The following is a 21,482-nucleotide window of genomic DNA, read 5'->3' on the forward strand; positions in this document are numbered from 1 at the left end:
GTTTCGGGTTGATTCCCGGGTGGGCGGTGCCAAAGGGGGGTCGGGGGGGGTGTTTGGGGCGAAACCCAAAAACCCCCCCCACGACCCCTCGCCGAACCGTGCAAATCACCCAAGTCGGACACTGTCACCGCGGAAAAGTCCGTTATGAACAGTTGGAAGGTGCCTGGTCGGCGAGTCCCGCTCCTGCCGCCAACTCCGGCACGCCACGTTTGCCTTACCCCTCTATAGAACGATCATTATCACTCACGACCCTTTGTGGACACTGGCGGCGCGTCGCCTCTGCCTGGTAGCCGGCCTAGCGCGTGAGCAGGTCCCGCAGCGCCTTCACCACCTCCGCCGGTGATTCCTCGGCCATGAAGTGCCCCGACGTGACCGTCCGATGGTCCAAGTCGGTCGCCCACGCCTGCCAGAGCGCGACGGCGTCGTAGCCCAGTGCGGCGCCCCAATCCTGCTGGAGCACGGTGAGCGGCATCGTGAGCCGGTTGCCCGCCGCGCGATCCGCCTGGTCGTGCTCGACGTCGATGCCGGCCGACGCGCGGTAGTCGGCGACGATCGAGGTCACCGCGTTCCGTGACGCCTCCAGGTACGCGGCCCGGACGTCGGCCGGGATCGCGTCGCCGCGCTGGGTCCACGCGTCGAGGAAGTGACCGAAGAACGCGTCGGGAGCGGCGCCGATCAGCTGTTCGGGCAGTCCGGGCGGCTGGGCCATCAGGAAGAGGTGGAAGCCGACCGCGGCGGTGGTGCCGTGCAGGACGTCCCACATGTCCAGCGTCGGCAGCACGTCGAGGATCGCGAGATGGCTCACCTTGTCCGGGTGGTCGAGACCGGCGCGCAGCGCCACCAGCGCGCCCCGATCGTGCCCGGCGAGGGCGAACCGGTCGTGACCGAAGGCCTTCGCGACGGCGACGACATCGTCCGCCATCGACCGCTTCGAGTAGGTCTCGCCGGTGTCGGCGGGCTTGTCGCTTTCGCCGTATCCTCGCAGGTCAGGGCAGAGGACGGTGTGGTCGGCCGCCAGATCCGCCGCGACGTGCCGCCACATGAGGTGGGTCTCGGGGAAACCGTGCAGCAGCACGATCGGGCTGCCCGTGCCGGCGACGGCGACGTTGATCGCCACGCCGTCCGCGACGGGCACGCGCTGGTAGTCGAATCCGGTGATGCGCATGGGTACCTTCCTGGTCGTTCCGTGACGATCGCCAGCGTCCCCGGCTCGAATCAGCACCCGGTCAGCGGCGACCGAGCGGCCGGGGCACGATGATCACCGTCGGTGCAGCGAGGAGGTGACGATGCGGTTCGGGGTGCTCGGTCCGCTCGTGGCCGAGGACGCGCGGGGCGAAGCCGGGCTCAAGGGCCCGCGGCACCGCGCGGTGCTGGCCAGGCTGCTGATCGCCCGTGGCCGGGTCGTGCCGGTGGAACGCCTGGTCGACGACCTGTGGGAACGCCCGCCCGAGGGCGCGGTCGGCGCCGTCCAGACGTTCGTCGGTGCCCTGCGCCGCGCCCTCGAGCCGGATCGCGCGCCCCGTGAGCCCGCGCGGCTGCTCGTCACGGTCGCCCGCGGCTACGCCCTGCGCGCCGATTCCGTCGACGCGTGGGACTTCGAGACCGCCGTCGCAGCGGCCCGTGAACTGCTCGACGCCCGGCGGCCGGACGCGGCACTGTCGCAAGTGGACACAGCGCTCGCGCTCTGGCGCGGCCCCGCGTACGCAGAATTCGCCGAGGAGGGCTGGGCCGTCGGCGAAGTCTCCCGCTTGACCGAACTCCGTTCGCTGGCGGGAGAACTCCGTGCCGATGCGCTCCTCGCGCTCGGGCGCGCCGCCGAGGCGATCCCGGGGCTGAAAGGGCTGGTGCGTGCGCATCCGCTGAGGGAGAACGGTTCCCGGCTTCTGGCGCTCGCGCTCTATCGCGCCGGGAGGCAGGGTGACGCGCTGGCGGTGTTGCGCACGGCGCGCGAACACCTCGCCGACGAACTCGGCATCGATCCCGGCGCCGGCCTGCGGGAACTGGAGGCCGACATCCTCGCGCAAGCGCCTCGGCTGGAGCCGTCCGCGCCCAAGATCGCCGAGCGGCCACTGGTCGGGCGCGACGCGGAGCTGGCCGAGCTCGAAGAAGCCGTGACGCGGTCTCGGCTGGTGCTCGTCTCCGGCGACGCCGGGGTGGGGAAGACCGCGCTCGCCGAAGCGTTCTCCGCACGCCTCGCCGCGCGAGGCTGGACCACGGCGTGGGGAAGCGATCCCGACGACGAGGGCGCGCCGCCCGCCTACGCCTGGACCCGGATCCTGGCCACGCTCGCCGACGCCGGGTACGGCCCGGCGCCGACGGCGGAGCCGGGGACCGAAGACCCACTGGCCGCGCGCTGGCGGTGGCATCGCGCCGTCGCGGCTCATCTGTCCGCTGCCGCGCCGCTCCTGCTCGTCCTCGACGACCTGCACTGGGCGGGCGAAGAGACCTTGGCGCTGCTGACCTCGGTGCTGGCCGAACCGGTGTCGATCATCGCGACCTATCGCGGCACCGACCCACCCGCCCGGCTGACGGACTTCCTCGCCAGGGCCGCTCGCCACGAGCCGGCCCGGATCTATCTCGGCGGCCTGCCCGAGACCGAGGTCGCCGGCCTGGTCCGTGCCACGACCGGAGAAGAGATCGATCCGGAAACCGCCGCGGTACTCCATCGGCGCACCGGCGGGAACGCGTTCTTCGTCCGTGAACTCGCTCGCCTGCTGGCCACCGAAGGCGCGGCCGCCTTGGACGCGGTACCGCCAGGCGTCCGCGACGTCGTCCGCCACCGGGTGGACGCGCTGCCGGACGACGTCCGCGGCGTGGTGCGGCGGGCGGCGGTGATCGGGACGGACGTCGATCTGGACGTTCTCGAAACCCTGGTGGGGAAGACCGCGCTCGACGCCGCCGAGATCGCGGTCCGGCGCGGATTCCTGACCGAGCGGGCGCCGCGCCGGTTCCGGTTCGCGCACGCGCTCGTGCGGGACACGCTCTACCACGATCTCTCCCGTTCACGGCGCGCCCGCGAACACGGTGAGATCGCCGAGGCGCTGGAAGATCTCTGCCCGGACGAGGTCGACGCCCTGGCGCACCACTTCCTCCTGTCGGAGGAGCACGACGACCGTGCCGCGCGGTACGCGCAGGCCGCCGCCGAACGGGCCGAGAACCGTTTCGCGTCAACGGAAGCGGCACGCCTTTGGGACGCCGCACTCGCCGCGTACGACCGCTCCGGCGCCTCCGACACGGCGAAGCGGCTGGAGCTGATCATGGGCAAGGCCCGCGCTTCGGCGGTCGCCGGCGGGCTCGGCCAGTCGCGGCGACATCGAGCCGAAGCGTTGGAACTGGCGGAAAAGCTGGACGATCCACTGCTGACCGCACGGGTGATCGGTGCCTTCGACGTCCCCGCCAGCTGGACCGAAAGCGACGACAGGGAACTCGCTTCCCGGATCGCGGAAGCCGTCGAGCGCACCCTCGCCGCCTTGCCCGCCGAACACATGGCCGAGCGGTGCCGTCTGCTGGCGACCCTCGCCGTCGAGATGCGGAACGCGGGTGGACCGCGGGCACGCGAGGCGGCCCGGGAAGCCGAGGAGCTCGCCCGGCGGCTGGAAGATCCGGCTCTGCTGGCGTTCGCGCTCAACGCCCGGTTCCTGCAGTCCTTCGACCGCGCCGGTCTCGCCCCCGAGCGGGCCGCGATCGGCGCCGAACTGGTCGACCTCGCCGCGCGGCACGGACTTGTGACGTTCGAGGTGCTCGGGCACCTCGTGCTCCTGCAGGCGAAGAGCGCGCTCGCGGATTTCGCCGCCGCGGACCGGCACGCCGCGTCGGCGGACGAACTCGGCGAGCGATACGGTCTTCCGCTCGTCGGCGTGTTCACCCGGTGGCATCGCGCGATGCGGACCGCGATGACCGGTCCCGGTGGGGAAGCCGCCTACCGCGCCGCGGCGGCGGGTCTCGCGGGAACGGCCATGTCCGGTGTGGACAACGGGATCCTCGCGCTCGCGCTGTACTGCGACCGGATCCAGCGTGGTTTGCCGCCGGAAGCCTTGGAAGACGACTACGGCGCTTACGAAAGCTGGTGCCGCCCGGTGCTCCCGATCCCGGATTCGCCAAGAGACCTGCTGTTCGAGGCACGCACCTGTCTGCACGCCGTCGTCGCGCTCGAACTCGGTGACCGGACGACGATGGAACGCCTGTACGCCGAACTCCTGCCCGCCGAAGGGGAGATCGCCGGCGCCGGGAGCGGGATGCTCACCCTCCGCCCGGTCGCGTACTACCTCGGCGAGCTGGCCACCGCCCTCGGCCTGCGAGAAGCGGCCGCCGAGCACTATCGGAAGGTGCGGGAAATCGCGGTGAAGGCCGGTTCACCGCACTGGGGTTAGCTCACTGCTCGCGCATCGCGCGGCGGATCTCGGCCAGCTTGTCCTTGGCGGCCTTGTCGCGGTCGGCGATCTTCTTGTCGAGCGAAGCGACGTCTTCCTTGCCGCCGAGCCCGGCGAGCTCGGTCGAGCCCAGCGACGTCGTGTAGCGCTGCTCGATCCGGTCCCGCACGTGGTCGAACGAGGGCACGCCGCTCTCGCTGTAATCCGGCTCCGGGACCTCGACCGGCGCGGCCGGGGTCTCTTCGACGATCTCGGCGTCGAGGATCTCCGGCTTTTTGTCCGGGCTGTTCTCGGTCATCGTCCACTCCATCCTGCGTGCCACGGCACGGCTTCGGTCATCAACCCGAGCATGCCCGAAACCAGCCGCATCTGGTCGACCGTGCGGATGTCGGCTTCGACCAGCCGCGGCGAGCAGACCACGATCGCGAGCGCCTGCGCCCGTGAGAGCGCCACGTTGAGCCGGTTGCGGGAGAGCAGGAAGTCCAGGCCACGCGGCAGATCGACGGCCGACGACGAGGTCATGGTGGTGATCACCACCGGCGCCTCCTGCCCCTGGAACCGGTCCACGGTGCCCACCCTGACGCCGGGGTGCCCGGCCTGGTCCAGTGCGCGGGCCACGACCCTGGCCTGCAGGTTGTACGGCGCCACCACCAGGATGTCCTCGTCGCCGAGCGGCCGGGGCTCGCCGTGATCGGTCCAGGCGCGGCCGTGGAGTTCGGCGACGAGGGAGGTGACCGCCTCGGCCTCCTCGATCGACCGTGTCGTGTTGCCGTGGTGGTCGACCTCGGCGAGGTACAGGCCCGCTTCGACGCCGTCGATCGACCGCTCGGCCGCCGAGGGATGCGAGTGCAGGCGGCCCGCGTAGGACAGCCGCGACACCGGCGCGCAGACGGCCGGATGCATCCGGCGGGTCTCGTCGAGGAAGTACCCGAGCTCGGCCGGGATGATGTCCACCTCGTCGATCAGGTGTCCGAGCGCGGACGCTTCGGCGCCCGCGGGATGCGTACCCTGCACGACCTGCGGCAACTGCTGCGGATCGCCCAGCAGCAGGAGACTCTTGGCGCACATCGACACCGCGAGCGCGTCGGCGAGGGCGAACTGGCCCGCCTCGTCGATGATCAGCAGGTCGAACGGCTCTTCCCGGATCGCGGCGTTCGCGAACGTCCAAGCCGTCCCGCCGACCAGATGTCCGGTGTCGTGCTCCTCGCGCCATTTCACCAGCGCGGGATTGGTCTTCGGCTGCTCCCACGGCGCGGCTGGATCCGGGGTCCGCTTGGCGCGTTTGGCGCACGGCAGATCCGGCGCGTTCTTGAGCGCGGCCGACAGCACGTTCTCCACGGCCTTGTGACTGGTCGACGTGACGGCGATCGTCTTGCCCGCGCGCACGAGTTTCGCGATCAGCCTGCCCGCGAGGTACGTCTTGCCCGCGCCGGGCGGGCCCTGGACGGCGAGCGTGGAGCCGTCGAGCGCCTCGACGGCCTCGATCACCGTGGTCACCAGGTCCGGCCCGGGTTCGGGCAAGCCCCGGTCGTCGCGCAGCCGCGGCGTCGTACGCCGGAGGAGATCGACGCCGGGATGGGCGGGCAGCACCGGCAGCGTGTCGACGACGAGGCGGGCGAGATCCGCGACCGCGTCGTCCTTGGGGGAGGGACGGACCGGGCTCCCGGGCAATACCGCGACCGGCCGGTCGGCGGTGGTCTCGTCGGGCGGACAGCTCTCTTCCAGGGTCAGCTCGACGGCGGTGGCCGAGACGACCTTGGCGTCCCTCGCGGCCGCTCCGTACCGCAGGCGGACGTCGTCGCCGGGGGCGAAGGGATGCGGCCGGTCCGGGTCGCAGCGAAGCACGAGCGAGCGCTTCGCCTTCCGGACCCGGCCCGACGGCGGCACCCATTCCCCGGCCTCCAACGAGACCGGGACGGTGCAGGCGTTGTCGGTCTCCAGATCGCCGAGCGGGGCGGCCAGCTGGCGGAAGTACTCCCACCACGCCGGATTCGTCTCGCGGCGGTGGTAGCCGACGGACGCGGCCAGCAGCGCGCGGGCGCGATCCTCTCCGGTGAACTCGGCCGGATCGTCGGGAAGCCCGTCCAGCAGCGGATCGACCAGCGCGGCCAGCCGCGCGGCACGTTCGGCGCGTTTCTGGGCGGCGACGTCCTCCTCGGTTTGCCGGAGCAGCGCGTCCACATCGGACTCTTCCGGCGGCTCGGCGAGCGCGATCCCTTCCTCCACGCGGACTTTGTGGAGGAACTCGAAGAGCCGCAACGTGGAGACGCAGTCGTATTCGTTGTAGTCGCCGATCCCGCGCAGCACTTCGTCCGCGTGTTCGGTCTCACCGGAGGCGGTGAGTGCCAGGTATTCCTCGTAGGCCTCGATGCTCGAAACCGCGGTCTTGACGTCGCCGTCGCGGGCCTCGGGCATGTAGAGCGGTTCGAGGTACTTGATGGAGTACGACCGCTGCGAGACCCGGAGTGCCTTGCGCACCACGGAATACAGGTCCACCAGACCACCGCTGCGCAGCAGGTGGTCGACGGCGTCCTCGCGGGTCCCGTGCACGGCGGCGAGCCGCTTGATCGCGGTGACCTCGTACGGGGCGTAGTGGTAGACGTGCGAACCGGGATGCTCCGTGAGCCTCGCGGTGGCGAAGTCGACGAACTCCTCGAAGGCCCGTTTCTCCTGCGACCGGTTGTGCGCCCAGAACGACGTGAACTTCGTGCCCTCCTCGACGGTAACGGCGCCGAAGAGGTATTCGAGCCCCTCGCCCGCCAAGGCGTACGGGTCGCCTTCCATGTCGAAGAACACGTCGCCGGGCGCGGGTGGCGGGAGTTCGGCCAGCGCGTCCGGATCGATGACCTCGTAGGCGATCTGCCCGGTGGCGTCCTGCCTTACCTGGATCGCGGCCTGGGCGCGCAGCGTGGTGAACGACGTCGTCGAGATGTCGCGCGGCCGGTCTTCCGGAGCGGCGGCCGCGAGCGCGTCGATGGTGCCGAGGCCCGCGGCGACGAGTTTGCGCCGCTGGTCGCCGCGCATCCCCGCGACCAGCGAAAGATCGCGATCGGCCTCGCGGGCGCTCGCGCAGTGCGCGGCGTAGGAACAGCCGCCGCACGCGGGCCGCTCGTCGGCCCACAGCGGGACCGGCAGGGTCGGCGGCCGGTTCCGTCGCCGGGCGCGGAGCCGGTTTACCAGCGGGAGGAAGTCGTCGACGCGGAACGACCGCGTGCTGTGATCGCCCAGCAGCAGATGCATCCGAGGACCGGCGGGCCAGCCCGCCCGGCGCAACGCGTCGGCGTACGCGGTCAGCTGGACGACCGCGGCAGGCTTCGCGTGCCTGGCCAGCTTCGTGTCATAGACCTCGTAGCGGCCTTCGTCGTCCCGCATCAGAAAGTCGGCGCGGCCGGAGAACTCGCCGTCGTGGAAAACCGCCTGGTAGATCACCGGCGCGCCGGCCCGTAGCGCCTCTTCGGTGGCCTTCGCGGCGACGACCGGGTCGCGTTCGTCGATCTCGACGACGGCGCTCCGTTCGCCGCGCAGCTTGTCCAGCGTCGCGGCCTCGTGCGCGCGCCCGTGCGTGACCGCCAGCTGATCCGGCCCGGAGCCCGGCCGTGGCGCTCCCGGGAGGCCGGCGGCCAGCGCCTGGTTCAGGAGGCTGCGGTGCTCGCATTCGAGCAGGTCGGCGAGATCGGACGGGGTGTACATCGCCCGGGAGTCTCGCACGGACTCCCGGATGGACGGTCCCGGCGCGCCGGAGTCAGCCGGAGGTGTGGTCGAACTTCAGATGTGAGGTGATCCGGTAGCGGTCGCCCCGGTAGAGGGAGCGGGTGTACTCGATCACGCGGCCGCCCGCGTCGCGGGTGGTGCGCTCGAAGAGCAGCGCGGGGGAATGCTGCGGGACGCCGAGCAGGCCGGATTCGTCGGGGTCGGTGACGGTCGGCTCGATGATCTGCACGGCCGTCGCGGGAACGACCTCGTACCGGGTGCGGAGCAGTTCGTAGAACGAACCGGATTCGAAGCCCGCGGCCGTGATGTCCGGCACGAGATCCCGGGGGACCAGGATCCGTTCGATCGCCATCGGCGCGTCTTCGACCACGCGGACGCGGGTGACGGCCACCAGCGTGTGGCCGGGGGAGACCTCGAGGCGCTTGCCGAGCCGGGCGCCCGCCGGCGTGGTGGAGAACTCGATCACCCGGCTGGTCCAGTGCCCCTCGGCGGGTGGGGCGAACTGCTCGCCGCCGGTGGCGGGAACGAGGTCCTGGGAGATCTTGCGCGGAGCGGTGAAGGTGCCGCGGCCGTGCTCGCGGACCACGAGGCCGTCGCGCTCCAGTTCGTCTATCGCGGCTCGCAGGGTGGGGCGCGAGACGCCGATTTCACTGCTCAGCGCGCGTTCGGAAGGCAGGACCTCACCCGGCTGCCGCCGCTCGATGAGCTGGCGGAGCCGGTCCTTGACCTCTGTTCGCCGCATGACCACAGCCTACCCAGTGGTCAGCGTGAATTGGCTGGTGGACAAGTTGTCTAGACCTATTGACTTTACCACTTCGCGGGGAGACGGTGAAAGAAACTGACCAGTGGTAAAGGAGACGACGATGTCGACCTCAGGGAAGTTTCGCGTCGCCGCCGTCGCGGCGTTATCGGTCGCCGCACTGGCGGTGGCGCCGGGTGCCGCGGCCGGAGCGGCCGCTTGCGGGGCACTGTTCGACGATTTCCACTACGGCTCGCACACCGACGGGCTCCTCGGCCGGCACGGCTGGCAGGTGCGTTCCGGCGCCGGCGGCCCCGGCGTCGGCGGTGCGCGCTGGGCTCCGGAGGGCATCACCTTCCCGACGTCCGACGGGGACAAGGTGCTGCAGCTCGCCTCCACCACCGACGGCACGCCCGCGGGCACGACGCAAACCGAGATCATGCAACCCGACCGGCGGTTCTTCGAGGGGACCTACGCGGCCCGGATCCGCTTCTCCGACGCGCCGGTGTCAGGCCCGGACGGTGACCGGATCAACCAGACGTTCTTCACCATCAGCCCGCTCCGCTACGACAACGACCCGATCTACAGCGAGCTGGACTTCTCGGAGTACCTGCCGAACGGCGGCTGGGGCGAGGCGGGCCCGGTGAACTTCCAGACCAGCTGGCACACCTACACGCCGGATCCGTGGTACGCCGAGAACAAGAGCGACAGCCAGCGCCGCAGCATCGACGGCTGGCATTCCGTCGTCGCGACCGTGTCCGGCGGCCATGTGCGGTACTACATCGACGGCGCACTGGTGGCCGATCATGACCGCAGCGGGCCGTTCGACGTGTACCCGCGGCAGAACATGTCCCTGAACTTCAACCAGTGGTTCATCGATCTCACGCAGCACAGCGGCGGCACGAGTGCCTACCTCGAGCAGGTCGACTGGGTCTACTACGCGAAGAACGAGGTCCTGACGCCGCAGGCCGCCACCGAACGGGCCGCGTCGTACCGGTCCTCGGGCGTGCGGTTCGCCGACGATCTCGGTGGCTGTTAGATATGAGCCGTGGATCGGCTGACTGAGCGTTTCGAGGAGCATCGGACCAGGCTGCGTGCGGTGGCGTACCGGATGCTGGGTTCGGCCAGTGAGGCCGAAGACGCCGTCCAGGACACGTGGCTGCGGCTCAACCGCACCGACGCCGGGGAGATCGAGAACCTCGGCGGCTGGCTGACCACGGTGGTGGCGCGAGTGTGCCTGAACGTGCTGCGCTCGCGCGATCATCGTAGGGAAGAACCGCTCGACGAGCAGCTCGCCGAATCGGCCGACTTCTCGGCCGATCCCGCCGCCGACGCGGTACTGGCCGACTCGGTCGGCCTGGCGATGCTGGTCGTCCTGGACACGCTCGCGCCGGCCGAACGGCTCGCGTTCGTCCTGCACGACATGTTCGCGGTGCCGTTCGACGAAATCGCTCCGCTGATCGACCGCACCCCGGCCGCAGCCCGCCAACTCGCGAGCCGCGCCCGGCGCCGTGTCCAGGGCCGATCCGTCGCGACGGAACCGGACGTCGCACGACGGCGCCAGGTCGTCGACGCCTACCTGGCCGCGGCCCGCGGCGGCGACTTCGACGCACTCCTCCAACTCTTGCACCCCGACGTCGTCCTCCGCGCAGACAAGGCGGCGGGCCCCTCGCGCGCGCCGATCTTCCTGCGGGGAGCCGACACGGTGGCTCGTGGTGCGGCCGCCGCTTCGGTGCGGGCGGCGGTCACTCAGCTCGCGCTGGTGAACGGCGGCATGGGGCTCGTGATGGCCGACGAAGGACGGCCTTCGGTGGTCCTCGCGTTCGCTTTCGTGGACGGGAAGATCAGCGAGATCGACGTCATCGCGGATCGGGAACGGTTGCGGGGGCTGGACCTGGTGATGGTGGATTGACCCGGGTTGCGGTTCGGTCGCGAACGAGTACCGATGGCCCGCCCTGTGGCTTGAGTCGTTAACGGTTCCTCGTCGTGGTCCGCCTTCTTTTCAAGGCTCTTCGAGCCAGGACGAGGAGGGGACCATGTCGGAAGGAACTGCCCGGCGCCACAAAGTGCAGGAGAAGGAAACCTATCGGGACGCGTATCAGCGCGACCGGGACCGAGTGCTCTATTCATCCGCGTTTCGGCGGCTGGCCGGAGTGACTCAGGTCGCCGCGGTCAGTGAGCAATTGGTGCTGCACAACCGGCTCACGCACAGCTTGAAGGTCGCGCAGATGGGGCGAAGACTCGTGCAGCATCTGCGCGCTCAATCGGGCGTTTTCCCACCGGGATCGGATTTGAACGAGGATGTCGTCGAGACCGCGGGACTCGTGCACGACATCGGCCATCCGCCGTTCGGTCACGTCGCCGAGGAGGTCCTCAACCAGCGCCTCGCCCAGGTCGCGGGGCTGGAAGGCTTCGAAGGAAACGCGCAGTCCTTCCGAGTGGTGACGAAACCGGCCAGGCGGAAGGAGGAACACATGGGCCTCAACCTGACTCGGGCGACGCTGAACGCCATCCTCAAGTATCCGCGCCTCAAGCCGCGGGATTCGGCCAAGGCCACGACTTCGTGGATCGACCGTGGCTACGGCGAGAAATGGGGCGCCTATCAGACCGAACGGAAGGACTTCGAGTGGGCGAGAGACTTCAGCCGCGGTGAGTTGAGATCCGCGAACGCGATACTGATGGACTGGGCCGACGACATCAGCTACGCGACGCACGACCTCGAGGACTACTTCCGGGCCGGGCTGATCCCTTTGCACAATCTCGCGATCGACAACAACCGCATACTCAAGCATGGTCGCCGACGGTTGAAGAAGATCAACGGTTTCAACGAATATCGCTTCCGGGAGCAGATCGACGCGATCGTCGGCGAGTTCGGTGAAAGTCTCAAGTCGCAGTGCTGGGACACTCGCGAGAACCGGGTTCAAATGAACCTGATCACCAGCAAACATCTCACCAGGCTCGTGGACGCGGTCCGGCTCGTGGACGAAGCCCCCTACGTCGAAGTCGATGAAGAGTGTCAGTACCGGGTGGCCGCGCTGAAGGAGCTCACATGGTTCTACGTGATCGACAGGCCGCCGCTGGCCATCCAGCAGGAAGGTCAGAAGAGGATCATCGGTTCGCTCTTCGACCGGTTGCACATGTGTCTGGAGAAGTCGCCGAACAGCCCGAAGATCCCCATCCAGCTCCGCGTGATCTACCGCGACATCAAGCGTGACGATGAGGCGAAAGGGGCCTTCGATGACAACAAGGCGGCCCGGTGCGCCAGGGCCGTCACCGACTACATCTGCCTGCTCACCGAGGCACAAACGGTCGATCTTGGCGAACGGTTGGCGGGGCGGTCGCAGAGTTCGATGTTCGGTACCTGGTTCAACTGAACGTGGGCATGCCGAAGGGCCCGTCGCCGGTGGGGTCGGCGGGCTCTTCGGGTTCAGCGGTGGTTGTGGCGTGGCTTCTGTAGCGGGTCGAGGTATTGGGGTGGGATGAATTCGGGTCGTCCGTTGGTCATGTGGATTGTCCAGCCGGATTGTCCGTGGATGACCATGTGGTGATATCGGCAGAGTAGGCAGAGGTTGTCGAGGTCGGTGTCGCCGAGTTGGCCCCACGGCAGAATGTGGTGGGCTTCGCAGTGTTTGGGCCGTCGGTGGCATCCGGGGAAGGCGCAGCCGTGGTCGCGGAGGTTCAGTGCCCGGCGTTGGGCGGGGGTGACGCTGCGGGTGGCGCGGCCGATGTCGAGGGGTTCGCTTTCGGTGCCGAGGACGGCGGGGATGATTTTGGCGTCGCAGGCGAGCATGCGGGCGTGGCGTGCGGTGATCTGGGAGACCTCGTCCACGCAGGCGGATCCCAGTCCGGAGGTCAGGGTCTCCAGGGGGATGGTGACCACCACCGTCGTCCGATCCCCGGAGAGGGTGGGTGCTTTGTCGTTGGTCATGGCGTAGTGGATGGCGTCGAACAGGGCGTCGCCGTGGCGTTCGCCGGGGGTGCGGGGGTCGCGGTTGCCGTCTTCGTCGATGGGTCTTCGTTGTCCCCAGGTTTCGAACAACGCGTTGGCGCGGGCGCCGAATTCGGGGTCGAGGAGGCCGTTGAGTCGCCACCAGCCGTCGTCGCGTTTCCGGAGATGGACCTCACGCGACGGCGGCTTCAGGTCTTCGTCTTTGGGCTCGTTGCCGTCGGGATCCAGGTGCGCCATGAGTTCGGTGCCGCCGTTGACGATCTGCTGTGGCCCGGCGTGGCGGGCCAGGTTCACCAGGATCTGTTCCGCGCCGGATCGGTCTTCGGCGGATACGTCGGCGGGGATTTTCTTCAGTACTGCCAGGAGTGGGTCGAGTTGCTGGTGTCCGAGGTCCCCGTCGGCCGCGGCGGCTCCGGCGATGGGGGCGAAAGCGGGGGCGGGGGTGCCGTCCAGGTTCCGGCTTTCGTTCACCGCCAGCGCGCGGGCCACGGTGTCGCGAGCTTCTTTCGGGCTGATCCGGGCGGTTTCGGCGAACCAGCCCGCGGTCGAACCGTGCCCGAACAACTCCATCGGACCGCGGGACTCGATCTCGGCCAGGAACTGCCCGACCTCGGCCAAAGCCTGTCGTGCCACCGACAATCGCTCCACGACGCCGTGCGCGAGCTCGCGCGCACCGGCACGCCACAGCTCTTGTGGCGGTTCGAGGATTCGTTGGCTGGACACCCCGCAAGAATACCAGCGTTCGAACATGTGTGCGAATGTGAAAGGTGCTCCAGAATTGCATTCGCATTCTGTGGTGTGACGTGCCGGTGATTGCTAACTGGCCCCTCGGTCCGCGGCTCAGGTTTGATTCGCTTGAGCCCGGTCGGGGTCGTGGCCGACCCACTGTGACGCTGCTCTGCGCGAGTGGTCTGGTCAGGTCACGGGCGTGTTCTAACCGGCGGGCCTAGGGAAGAATGCTCGACCATGAGCTCGAGCAGAGCAGTGAGCTGGGAAGGCTTCTACAACACCAGAGATCTCGGCGGCTTGCCGACCAGGTCGGGCCATGCGACGCGCTACGGCGCCTTCTTCAGGGCGGCTGATCTTCGTTTTGTCACCGACGAGGGCTGGTCCCAGGCGCGACAATCCGGTGTCCGCACCATCGTCGACCTGCGCAATGCCGACGAGATCCGGCCCGCGACAGCAAAGTCCCCGACAGCGCTGGCGGGCTCGGCGCACTTCGCGGCCACCACCGCAGGCGCGACCACACCGACCGGCGTCGACCGCATCGAGGTACCCCTCGACGATGTCGAGGACGTCGAGTTCTGGCAGCACATCAACAGTGAGCAACTCAACGGCAGTCCGCTCTACTACCGTCCCTTCCTCGAACGGAAAGCCGGCCGCTGCGCCGCTGTCATGACCGCGCTCGCCCACTGCGGACCCGGCGGTGTCCTGTTCCACTGTGGCGCGGGCCGAGACCGCACCGGCCTGATCACCCTCCTGCTGTTGGCGCTGGCCGACGTCCGACCGGAGGCCATCGCAACGGACTACGACCTGTCCACCGAGGCCCTGAAAACCCTGTTCGCCGTGATGGGCACCGAGGACCAAGGACCGATCATCCAGTCCGTCCTCACCCATCGCGGCACCACGACCCAAGCCGCCATCCTCGGCACCCTCGAGGACCTCGACGTCGAGCACTATCTCCTCGCTGCCGGTGTCAGCAACACCGACCTCGACGGCATCCGCGGCAGACTCCTGGGATCACGCTCCCGCTGACACCGATCGAGAACGAGCCATCCCGCCACCCCCGAAACCCGCCTAAAGTGACCCAGGACGCCGCAGTCACTCCCGGGAGGCACGCATGTCGTTGTTGGCCCAGCTGAACACCGCGATCACCACGGGCACGATCGAGGTCGTCGACCTCACCGCCCCGTTGAGCGCGAGCACCCCGATCCTCCAGCTGCCGGAGCCGTTCGCGAACACGATCCCGTTCGGCCTGGAGGAGATCAGCCGGTACGACGAACGCGGGCCGCGCTGGTACTGGAACAACATCCACACCGGCGAGCACACCGGGACCCATCTCGACGTTCCCGTGCACTGGGTGTCGGGAAAGGACGGCCACGACGTCTCCGAGGTGCCGCTGCGCACGCTGGTCGCCCCGGCCGTGGTGCTCGACGCGACGGCCCGCGCGGCCGAGGATCCGGATTTCCTGCTCTCCACGGAAGACATCCGCGAGTGGGAACGTGAGAACGGGCCGCTGCCCGAAGGTGGTTGGCTGCTCTACCGCACGGGCTGGGACGCCCGTTCGCATGATCAGGAAGCCTTCCTCAACAACGACGAGAACGGTCCGCATTCGCCGGGCGTCTCCGCGGAATGCGCTCGCTGGCTCGCGGAGGAGGCGCCGATCACCGGGTTCGGGGTGGAGACCGTGGGCACCGACGCGGGGCAGGCGCTGGCACTCGAACCGGCCTTCCCCTGCCATGAACTCCTTCTGGGCGCGGGAAAACACGGCCTGACCCAGTTGCGGAACCTGGCGAGCCTGCCGCCCACCGGATCGCTGCTCGTCGTCAGCCCGCTCCCGATCGTCGGCGGTTCCGGCAGCCCCGCCAGGGTGTACGCGCTGGTCGAACGGGCATGAACGTCGCGGAGCTGGTCGGACGCACGCTGGCGGAACTCGGCGCGGGTGCCGCGTTCGGGGTGGTGGGCAGCGGCAATTTCGAGGCCACCAACGGATTACGTTCCGGCGGGGTGCGGTTCGTCGCCGCTCGGCACGAGGGCGGCGCGGCGAACATGGCCGACGCGTACGCGCGGATGAGCGGCCGCGTGTCGGTGCTGAGCCTCCATCAGGGGTGCGGGCTCACCAACGCGCTCACCGGGATCACCGAGGCCGCCAAGAGCCGGACACCGATGGTAGTCCTCGCCGGGGACACCGCGGCGTCGGCGGTGCTGTCGAACTTCCGGGTGGACCAGGACGCGCTCGCGGCCGCCGTCGGCGCCGTGCCGGAGCGCGTGCACGGCTCGGCCACCGCGGTCGCCGACACGGTCCGCGCCTACCGGACGGCGGTGCAACAGCGCCGCACCGTCCTGCTCAACCTGCCGCTCGACGTCCAGGCCCAAGAAGCGCCAGAAGCGGTCCCGGTCCCGAAGATTCCTGGCCCGGCGCCGATCCGGCCTAACGCCGAGGCGGTCGCGAAACTGGCGGACCTTCTCGTCGAAGCACGGCGGCCGGTATTCATCGCCGGCCGTGGTGCCCGGGCCGGTTCTGCACCGCTCAAAGAACTCGCGGAGGTTTCCGGGGCGCTGCTGGCGACTTCGGCGGTGGCGCACGGCCTCTTCCACGACGATCCCTACTCGATCGGGATCGCGGGCGGCTTTTCGTCGCCACAGGCGGCGGAACTCATCAGGGACGCAGACCTCGTGATCGGCTGGGGCTGCGCGCTGAACATGTGGACCACCCGGCACGGCACGCTCCTCGGCCCGGAGGCCCGGCTCGTCCAGGTCGACGTCGACCAGGCCGCGCTCGGCGCGCACCGGCCGATCGACCTCGGCGTCGTCGCCGACGTCGCCAGCACGGCCGTGGACGTTCACGCCGAACTCGAGAGGCGTGGCCACCGAAGGAGCCGCGAAGCCCTCAAAAGCACACGGTGGAACGACGTGCCGTATAACGACCTATCCGGCGACGGGAGGATCGATCCGCGCACGCTCAGCCGGCGTCTCGACGAGATCCTGCCCGCCGAACGCGTGGTCTCGATCGACTCCGGCAATTTCATGGGCTACCCGAGTGCGTACCTGTCCGTCCCCGACGAGAACGGCTTCTGCTTCACCCAGGCGTTCCAAAGCATCGGGCTCGGCCTCGGGACGGCGATCGGCGCGGCGCTGGCCCGTCCGGAGCGCCTGCCGGTAGTCGGGGTCGGTGACGGTGGCTTCCACATGGCCGTTTCCGAGCTGGAAACCGCCGTGCGACTGGGTATCCCGCTCGTCGTCATCGTCTACAACGACGCGGCGTATGGCGCTGAGATCCACCATTTCGGCGACGCGGACATGAGCACGGTCAGGTTCCCCGACACCGATATCGCGGCGATCGGACGAGGTTTCGGCTGCGCCGGGATCACCGTGCGGTCGGTCGAGGATCTGGCCGCCGTCACGGAATGGCTCGGCGGGCCACGGGACGCGCCGCTCGTCGTCGACGCCAAGATCGCCGACGACGGCGGCTCGTGGTGGCTCGCCGAAGCCTTCCGGCATTGAGCCCGCTAAACGCCCCAGTCCGGCCTCAAGGGCATGCCCGAGTCACCGTCCGGGCCGACCTTCACCCCGAGCACCTGGTGCAGTTCGATCTCTCGCCGCTCGAAGGCGAGACGGCACGCGGCCATGTACAGCGCCCAGACGCGGCTTCGCCCGGCGCCCGCTTCGGCGACGGCCGCGTCCCAGTTCGCGTCGAGGTTGGCGCACCACGCGCCGAGGGTGGTGGCGTAGTGCTCGCGGAGGTTCTCCGAATGCCGCACCTCCAGCCCGCTGTCGTGCATCGCGGTGGCGATCTCCCCGACGGACTCCAGCTCCCCGTCGGGGAAGACGTATCGGTCGATGAACCCGCGTGACCGGTGCGCGACGGAGGTGTCCGGGTTGGTGATGCAGTGGTTCAGCAGACGCCCGTGCGGCTTCAGTTTCCCGGCGAGGAAACGGAAGTACGACGGCAGGTTGCGGGCGCCGATATGCTCGGTGAGCCCGATCGACGACACCGCGTCGAAGCCCGTTTCTGTGACGTCGCGGTAGTCGAGATGCCGTACTTCGGCCTTGTCCGCGAGCCCCTTGGCCACGATGTCCTTCTGCGCCCATTGCGCCTGCTCACGCGAAAGGGTCACGCCCAGCGCCTCGACGCCGTAGTTCGCGACGGCGTGCTCCACCATCCCGCCCCAGCCGCAGCCGACGTCCAGCAGCCGCATCCCCGGCCGGAGGCCGAGTTTCCGGCACACCAGGTCGAATTTGTGTGCCTGCGCCTCTTCCAGTGACGCGTCGGCGGACGGATACGCGGCGCAGGTGTAGGCCATCGACGGCCCGAGCACCATTTCGTAGAACCGGTTCGAGACGTCGTAGTGGTTGGAGATCGCGTTGCTGTCCCGCGCTTTCGAGTGCCGCAGCCCGTCGACCGTGCGCTTGAGGCGGCTCGGCAGTTCCTCCGCGGGCGGGGCGACGCGGCGCAGATGCGTGGGACCGAGTTTGCGCAGCAGCCACAGCCGGTCGGCGGCGCTGAGCTGATCGACCTGGGAGACGAGCGCGCGCAACGCCGTGTAGAGATCGCCGTCGACGTCGAGCGCGCCGGCGACGTAGGCACGCGCGAGACCGAGGTCCCCTGGGGACGACATCAGGTACGTCAACGCCAGCGGCGACCGCACCTCGATCGACACGGGTGCGCCCGCGGGCCCGCTCGTGCTGCCGTCATAGGCGGTGATGGACACTTCGGTGCTCGGGCCGAGCAACCGCTCGAAGATCTCGCCGACGGTCGTCGTCTCAGCCATGGTCGTCTCTCTTCTCCAGTCCCGGGTCACCGCCGCCGCACGCATTTCGCGTACAGGTCGAGCAGGCGGCCGTCGGGGTCGTAGGCCGTCTTCAGTTTCCGGTAGGCGTCGCCGTTGTACAGCTGCCAGAACTCGTCCTCGGTATAGAAACTGTCGGAATACAGAGACTTCCGCCCGCCGAGCCGGGTCACTTCGGCCTCGATCAGCCGATTGTGCGTATCCGGCGCCTCGCCGGGGTCCAGCGGGACCGCGGACCAGAACCCGAAGTTGACGTACAGCGTTTCGGGGTCCATTTCGTACAGCGGCGAGTTCACGCCGCCCGGCCGTTGCTTCAGCGGGCAGATCCACACCGGGCTGATCGGGATCTCGCGGCGGAAGAAGTCCAGGAACTCCGCCGCCCGCGAGAGTGGTACTTCGATGTCCTGGACGATGGTCTCTTCAGGGGGAAGCCCGCGCAGCTTGAGCAGTTTCGCGGCGATCCCGAACCGGCGGTCGAGCGCCACGACCTTCCAATAGACCGAAGACCGCAGCAGCCGCCTTCCCAGCAGCAGCCTGGGGAGCCGGTGCTGCACGCCGAACGCCCGCGAGCACCAGAACCAGTCCGTGTCCCAGCGCCACAGGTAGTCGCGGACGCTCAGATGATCCGTCTCGCGGGAGCGGATCGACTTGTAGTAGATGTCGAGCCAGGTGTAGTCGCTGGTCGCGGGCGCCGAGGTGGTGAACGTGCCGAGCGTCAGGTACTGCTCGCCCGGCCCGAAGACCGTTCCGTCGACGAAGTCGGCCGACCCGTTACGACAGGCTTCGCCGAGTGCCGCGAAGTACTCCTCGGTGTCTTCGTAGCGGACGTGGTCGAGCCGCACATACGGTTTGACCGGCTCCAGTTCGATCTTCAGCCGCAGCGCGTAGCCGAGCGTCCCGTACGAGTTCGGGAAGCCGTGGAACAGGTCGCTGTGCTCGTTGTCCGGCCGCGCGACGACGATCCTGCCGTCACCGGTGAGCAACTCCATCTCCAGCACCGACTCGTGCACGAGCCCGTTGCGGAACGAGGACGACTCGATGCCGAGGCCGGTGACCGCGCCGCCGAGTGTGATCGTCTTGAGCTGCGGCACGACCAGCGGCATCAGCCCGTGGAGCAGGGTCGCGTCCACCAGTTGCTCGTAGGTGACCATGCCTTCGACGTCGGCCGTACGCGCCAAGGGATCGACGTCGAGGACATGCGTGAATCCCGAGACGTCCAGCCCCGGAGTGCTGGTCGCCTTCCGTGCCCGGAACAGGTTCGACGTCCGCTTCGCCAGCCGGATCGTGCCGTGGAGATCGGCGAGCTGCGCGCGGAGCGTTTCCGCCCGCGCTTCGTGTTCGGCGAACCGGACCAGCCGCGCCGTCTCCCGGATACCGCTGTCGCCGCTCGCCATCTGTTCATCGTGCCCCACGGAACCGCCTGGCGCAGCCCTTATTCGTGCCGGAGCCGGTGCAGCGGGACGGCGTCCGCCATGGCGGTGAAGCCCTTGTCACCGGGATGGAGGTGATCGCCGGAGTCGTACTCGGGTTTCATCCGCCGCGGATCGGCGGGGTCGCGGATCGCCGCGTCGAAGTCGATGTATCCGTCGAAGTGCCTGCTGGTCCGGATGAACCGGTTCACCGCCTGCCGGGTCTCTTCGAGCTGCGGAGTGTACGAACCCCAGCCCTTCCACGGCGTGATCGTCGCGCCCAGCACCCGCAGGCCGCGGTCGTGCGCCCTCGTCGCGATCTGTTTCAGCGCCGAGATGATCTTGTTCGGATCGGCCTGGTGCGGGGTCTGCTGGATGTCGTTGATGCCCTCGAACACGATCGCCGTCCGCACGCCGGACTGGTTCAGGACGTCCCGGTCGAGCCTGGCCAGCGCGTTGACCCCGTAGTTGCCGCCGTCGAGCAGCAGGCGGTTCCCGCTGATCCCGGCGTTGAGCACGCCGAGGCGCGCGCTGATCTTGTCGGCGAGCTGGTCGGGCCAGCGCAGGTTCGCGCCCCAGGTCGAATTCGCCCCGTCGGTGATCGAGTCGCCGATCGCCACGACGCTGCCCCGCAACCCGGTGCCGCGGACGTCCACACCGGACACGTAGTGCCAGACCGCGGTCTTCTCCGGGAACGCCGCCGCCGACTCGTCGGCCGCCTTGTCGCCGTTCCGGGTGAAGTACGAGTTCTGCATCGCGAGCGGATGGTAGGTGACCGGACCCGACGGCGTCGGGGTGTAGGTGGTCACCAGGAGGTCGCCGTCCCTCGGCACGGTCAGCGCCGCGCCGTCGCTGACGATGTCGGCGCCCGGCGGCACGGTGACCTCGCGATCTCCGCCGAAGGTCAGCGTGCGCATCGTGCCGGGCACGGCCTGCGGGGTGTCCGGGCCCGCGGCGACCGCGACGGTCACGCGGCCGAACAGCACCGGAGTCCGGCCGAAGGCGTTGGACAGCCGCACGCGGACCTCGTGCCCGCCGGCGCTGGTGTGGACGATGTTGCGGATCGAGAAGTTCGGGTAGCCGTTGTCGGTCCCGGCCACCCCGGCCGCGGGCGCCGCCGCCCAGGTGCCCACCCAGCCGCTGCCGGCAGGGCTCCGCACTTGGGCTGCCGCGGCACCCGGCATCAAGCCCAGCACCAGGATTCCCGCGATGGCGAGATACTTCACGCGCATGTCGGTTCCGCCTCCACCCAGTCGGCTCCACTCATCGTCAAGGAATCACCGACAACCGGTCAACGCCCTGGACAGGACAGGTTTCTGTCGGAGGGGGCGGTTAGCCTGAACGCCATGACACCTGCCGCTCTCCGGAAGATCTGCCTCGGCTTCCCCGGCGCCCGGGAGGAGTTCCCCTTCGGCGAGGACATCAGCGTGTTCAAAGTCGCGGGCAAGATCTTCGCGCTCGGCCCGCTCAAGGCGAAGCCGCTGCGGATCAGCCTCAAATGCGAGCCGGATCTGGCGGTCCGGCTGCGTGCCGAGCATCCGGCCATCGTCCCCGGCTACCACCTGAACAAACGGCACTGGAACACCGTCGAGCTGGACGGCTCGCTGACCGACGACTTCGTACGGGAGCTGACCGAGGACTCCTACGACCTCGTCGTCGCGGGCCTGCCGAAACGAGAACAGGAGAAACTGAACTGGGTCGCGCTCAGCCAGGAATGAGCGCCGGGGTTTCATCCGGATTTCATCCGACCGTGCTCGTCCGGCCTCCTACCGTGGGCGGAGACGGGTGCCGCCC

At 69.1% G+C, this 21,482-nt stretch carries 16 protein-coding genes; 8 read left to right on the forward strand and 8 right to left on the reverse strand.

The window, feature by feature from the left end:
* Window positions 1-295: 295 nt before the first annotated feature.
* Window positions 296-1,165 carry an alpha/beta fold hydrolase gene (locus AC069I_RS26680; protein WP_478224815.1) on the reverse strand — a complete coding sequence of 290 codons (870 nt, stop codon included), beginning with the start codon at window positions 1,163-1,165 and terminating at the stop codon, window positions 296-298.
* Between the two features lie 121 nt (window positions 1,166-1,286).
* Here AC069I_RS26680 and AC069I_RS26685 point away from each other — a divergent pair, with 121 nt between their 5' ends.
* Entirely contained in the window at window positions 1,287-4,370 is a 3,084-nt protein-coding gene (locus tag AC069I_RS26685; protein ID WP_478266616.1) for a BTAD domain-containing putative transcriptional regulator, read from the forward strand.
* Window position 4,371: 1 nt separating this feature from the next.
* Here AC069I_RS26685 and AC069I_RS26690 read toward each other — a convergent pair whose 3' ends face one another.
* From AC069I_RS26690 to AC069I_RS26700, 3 genes are read right to left on the reverse strand one after another with little or no spacing between them, the layout of a single operon-like run.
* The gene (locus AC069I_RS26690) at window positions 4,372-4,668 is read right to left on the reverse strand and encodes a hypothetical protein (protein WP_478224813.1); all 297 of its coding nucleotides are present in this window, start codon (window positions 4,666-4,668) and stop codon (window positions 4,372-4,374) included.
* The gene (locus AC069I_RS26695) at window positions 4,665-8,060 is read right to left on the reverse strand and encodes a TM0106 family RecB-like putative nuclease (RefSeq protein WP_478266617.1); all 3,396 of its coding nucleotides are present in this window, start codon (window positions 8,058-8,060) and stop codon (window positions 4,665-4,667) included. The genes AC069I_RS26690 and AC069I_RS26695 overlap by 4 nt, the downstream gene beginning before the upstream one ends.
* Before the next feature lie 52 nt (window positions 8,061-8,112).
* Window positions 8,113-8,823: a GntR family transcriptional regulator gene (locus tag AC069I_RS26700; protein ID WP_478224811.1), complete on the reverse strand. Its 711-nt coding sequence runs from the start codon at window positions 8,821-8,823 to the stop codon at window positions 8,113-8,115.
* A 121-nt stretch (window positions 8,824-8,944) separates the two neighbouring features.
* Between AC069I_RS26700 and AC069I_RS26705 the strand changes: the two genes are divergently transcribed.
* The 3 genes from AC069I_RS26705 to AC069I_RS26715 all read left to right on the forward strand — a co-directional run bounded on the left by AC069I_RS26705 (window position 8,945) and on the right by AC069I_RS26715 (window position 12,194).
* On the forward strand, window positions 8,945-9,859 hold the full coding sequence (locus tag AC069I_RS26705) for a glycoside hydrolase family 16 protein (protein WP_478266618.1): 915 nt from the start codon (window positions 8,945-8,947) through the stop codon (window positions 9,857-9,859).
* A gap of 9 nt (window positions 9,860-9,868) precedes the next feature.
* Entirely contained in the window at window positions 9,869-10,732 is an 864-nt protein-coding gene (locus AC069I_RS26710) for a sigma-70 family RNA polymerase sigma factor (protein WP_478224809.1), read from the forward strand.
* 124 nt (window positions 10,733-10,856) lie between these two features.
* Complete coding sequence (locus tag AC069I_RS26715) at window positions 10,857-12,194, forward strand: deoxyguanosinetriphosphate triphosphohydrolase family protein (RefSeq protein ID WP_478266619.1); 1,338 nt, start codon at window positions 10,857-10,859, stop codon at window positions 12,192-12,194.
* Between the two features lie 53 nt (window positions 12,195-12,247).
* On the opposite strand, the gene AC069I_RS26720 is transcribed toward AC069I_RS26715, so the two are convergent.
* Complete coding sequence (locus tag AC069I_RS26720; protein ID WP_478266620.1) at window positions 12,248-13,492, reverse strand: HNH endonuclease signature motif containing protein; 1,245 nt, start codon at window positions 13,490-13,492, stop codon at window positions 12,248-12,250.
* A gap of 243 nt (window positions 13,493-13,735) precedes the next feature.
* Between AC069I_RS26720 and AC069I_RS26725 the strand changes: the two genes are divergently transcribed.
* The 3 genes from AC069I_RS26725 (at window position 13,736) to AC069I_RS26735 (ending at window position 16,993) form a co-directional block, all read left to right on the forward strand.
* A complete protein-coding gene (locus AC069I_RS26725) occupies window positions 13,736-14,524 on the forward strand; it encodes a tyrosine-protein phosphatase (protein ID WP_478266621.1) in 789 nt (262 codons plus the stop codon).
* An 85-nt stretch (window positions 14,525-14,609) separates the two neighbouring features.
* Window positions 14,610-15,386 carry a cyclase family protein gene (locus AC069I_RS26730; protein ID WP_478224801.1) on the forward strand — a complete coding sequence of 259 codons (777 nt, stop codon included), beginning with the start codon at window positions 14,610-14,612 and terminating at the stop codon, window positions 15,384-15,386.
* Entirely contained in the window at window positions 15,383-16,993 is a 1,611-nt protein-coding gene (locus AC069I_RS26735) for a thiamine pyrophosphate-binding protein (protein WP_478266622.1), read from the forward strand. The genes AC069I_RS26730 and AC069I_RS26735 overlap by 4 nt, the downstream gene beginning before the upstream one ends.
* A gap of 5 nt (window positions 16,994-16,998) precedes the next feature.
* On the opposite strand, the gene AC069I_RS26740 is transcribed toward AC069I_RS26735, so the two are convergent.
* The 3 genes from AC069I_RS26740 to AC069I_RS26750 are packed head-to-tail and all read right to left on the reverse strand — an operon-like array spanning window position 16,999 to window position 20,920.
* Entirely contained in the window at window positions 16,999-18,261 is a 1,263-nt protein-coding gene (locus AC069I_RS26740; RefSeq protein ID WP_478224799.1) for a class I SAM-dependent methyltransferase, read from the reverse strand.
* Between the two features lie 26 nt (window positions 18,262-18,287).
* Entirely contained in the window at window positions 18,288-19,673 is a 1,386-nt protein-coding gene (locus AC069I_RS26745; protein ID WP_478224798.1) for an FAD-binding oxidoreductase, read from the reverse strand.
* A 38-nt stretch (window positions 19,674-19,711) separates the two neighbouring features.
* Window positions 19,712-20,920, reverse strand: coding sequence for an SGNH/GDSL hydrolase family protein (locus AC069I_RS26750; protein WP_478266623.1), 1,209 nt, complete (start codon window positions 20,918-20,920; stop codon window positions 19,712-19,714).
* Between the two features lie 114 nt (window positions 20,921-21,034).
* On the opposite strand from AC069I_RS26750, the gene AC069I_RS26755 reads away from it, so the two are divergent.
* Window positions 21,035-21,406: an MmcQ/YjbR family DNA-binding protein gene (locus tag AC069I_RS26755; RefSeq protein ID WP_478224796.1), complete on the forward strand. Its 372-nt coding sequence runs from the start codon at window positions 21,035-21,037 to the stop codon at window positions 21,404-21,406.
* The last annotated feature ends 76 nt before the right edge of the window (window positions 21,407-21,482 follow it).

The sequence above is a fragment of the Amycolatopsis sp. NPDC043885 genome (assembly GCF_056435685.1).

Bases quoted from the DNA above. Each gene is read 5' to 3' on its own strand.
- AC069I_RS26705 (WP_478266618.1), top strand. From the start codon at position 8,945: ATGTCGACCTCAGGGAAGTTTCGCGTCGCCGCCGTCGCGGCGTTATCG.
- AC069I_RS26725 (WP_478266621.1), top strand. From the start codon at position 13,736: ATGAGCTCGAGCAGAGCAGTGAGCTGGGAAGGCTTCTACAACACCAGA.
- AC069I_RS26740 (WP_478224799.1), bottom strand. From the start codon at position 18,261: ATGGCTGAGACGACGACCGTCGGCGAGATCTTCGAGCGGTTGCTCGGC.
- AC069I_RS26695 (WP_478266617.1), bottom strand. From the start codon at position 8,060: ATGTACACCCCGTCCGATCTCGCCGACCTGCTCGAATGCGAGCACCGC.
- AC069I_RS26750 (WP_478266623.1), bottom strand. From the start codon at position 20,920: ATGCGCGTGAAGTATCTCGCCATCGCGGGAATCCTGGTGCTGGGCTTG.
- AC069I_RS26745 (WP_478224798.1), bottom strand. From the start codon at position 19,673: ATGGCGAGCGGCGACAGCGGTATCCGGGAGACGGCGCGGCTGGTCCGG.
- AC069I_RS26755 (WP_478224796.1), top strand. From the start codon at position 21,035: ATGACACCTGCCGCTCTCCGGAAGATCTGCCTCGGCTTCCCCGGCGCC.
- AC069I_RS26690 (WP_478224813.1), bottom strand. From the start codon at position 4,668: ATGACCGAGAACAGCCCGGACAAAAAGCCGGAGATCCTCGACGCCGAG.
- AC069I_RS26680 (WP_478224815.1), bottom strand. From the start codon at position 1,165: ATGCGCATCACCGGATTCGACTACCAGCGCGTGCCCGTCGCGGACGGC.
- AC069I_RS26715 (WP_478266619.1), top strand. From the start codon at position 10,857: ATGTCGGAAGGAACTGCCCGGCGCCACAAAGTGCAGGAGAAGGAAACC.
- AC069I_RS26700 (WP_478224811.1), bottom strand. From the start codon at position 8,823: ATGCGGCGAACAGAGGTCAAGGACCGGCTCCGCCAGCTCATCGAGCGG.
- AC069I_RS26730 (WP_478224801.1), top strand. From the start codon at position 14,610: ATGTCGTTGTTGGCCCAGCTGAACACCGCGATCACCACGGGCACGATC.
- AC069I_RS26735 (WP_478266622.1), top strand. From the start codon at position 15,383: ATGAACGTCGCGGAGCTGGTCGGACGCACGCTGGCGGAACTCGGCGCG.
- AC069I_RS26685 (WP_478266616.1), top strand. From the start codon at position 1,287: ATGCGGTTCGGGGTGCTCGGTCCGCTCGTGGCCGAGGACGCGCGGGGC.